1 protein-coding gene is annotated in these 1,248 nt (G+C 41.7%); it reads right to left on the bottom strand.

Features of this window, described 5'->3' with window-relative positions; translation table 11 throughout:
• Nucleotides 1-414: 414 nt before the first annotated feature.
• Nucleotides 415-1,248 (bottom strand): transposase (locus E3U55_RS17040; RefSeq protein ID WP_134341674.1); only part of this gene is annotated, 834 nt, incomplete at its 5' end.

The following is a 1,248-nucleotide window of genomic DNA, read 5'->3' as shown; positions in this document are numbered from 1 at the left end:
CTCGGTTAGAATCAATTTTCTTTCAAATACTCACTTATTCGCAGGATTTCAAGCCACTTGTCTGAACATATTGTTGAATGAAGTGGTTTACGACCGTTTCGACGAGTTTCAAGCATACTTAAATAGAGGAGATGCTATTTCACTCCATTTTTTTCCATGTATGGCACGCATTCTCCACGCTGCCCTCGGAGGCTGTCCCTCCCAAGTCTCAACGGGTCTAAGCCCTTTCATTCCTTCGTCATGCCTATCCAAGGGGTGGAGCCTAGTTTTGCTATCGCGACGGGTCGTAATGCCCTTTTGTTGAACACATCCAGTTCTCCGTGCTTTTTTGAGATCCTACGAATAAGCCAATACTCGATAATTAATGTTTTAATCCTAACGGATTAGGTAAATCACGAAACAAATATAATGTTATTAAGCTGCTTTTAGTGTTAAGGTGCTTACTTTTTTAGGGCAATAGGCTTCGTTACGTCGAGCGATCCCCACTAATATTCTTGCGAGCTTACCAATGAGTTTCATAATGGATTTCATTTTCTTCATCTTTTTCACGTTGACATTATAGGTGTGTAGTTCCTTGAATTCAGGGTTGTTCATGATCATACTCATTGTCGTGATATACAAGAAACGCCGTAACCGAGACCTTCCTCGTTTTGAGACAACAATTTGCCCTTTCCATTTCCCTGAACTAGCCTCTGATAGATGTAATCCTGCATGCCGTAAAAGTGAATTGCCATGGGAGAATCCGCTTAAATCACCTGATTCTCCTAAAATGCCAGCTAGTGAAATCTCACTAATCCCTTCAATGTCTAGTAGTTTATTGGCGTAAGTAATGTCTTTCAGTACATCAGTCACTTCTTGATCAACTCTTTCGAGTTGGACTGTTGCGAGGTCAAACTCTTCAAGTAATTGTTCAAGGTGTAGTTTATAAGCATCAGATGCTTGTTGGTTGCCAACAGATCGCTTCCCTAATTCAATGAGTGATTGAGCCTTTTTTGCCCCAGGCTGACGTTTCATAATAGTTTTCCATCCCTTAACGATATCATGCGGTTCCATCGAACGGAGGTCCGATGGAGTAGGGAATAAGCGTAGCGTTGCAATTGCTCCTTTGCCTTTAATGTCTTTAAATACTTGTCTAAGTTCAGGAAACACAACATCGACCCAACGGTTAATTTGGTTAACGGCACTCACGTGCCTTTTAACGATGAAGTCACGGTTAGCCATGAGGACGCGAAGCTTTTCAAATGCCTC

Origin of the sequence: Filobacillus milosensis (genome assembly GCF_004402015.1) — a bacterium.
GTDB lineage: Bacteria > Bacillota > Bacilli > Bacillales > Alkalibacillaceae > Filobacillus > Filobacillus milosensis.
The sequence above is the reverse complement of the archived record's forward strand: the minus strand, read 5'-3'. Positions and strand labels throughout refer to the sequence as shown.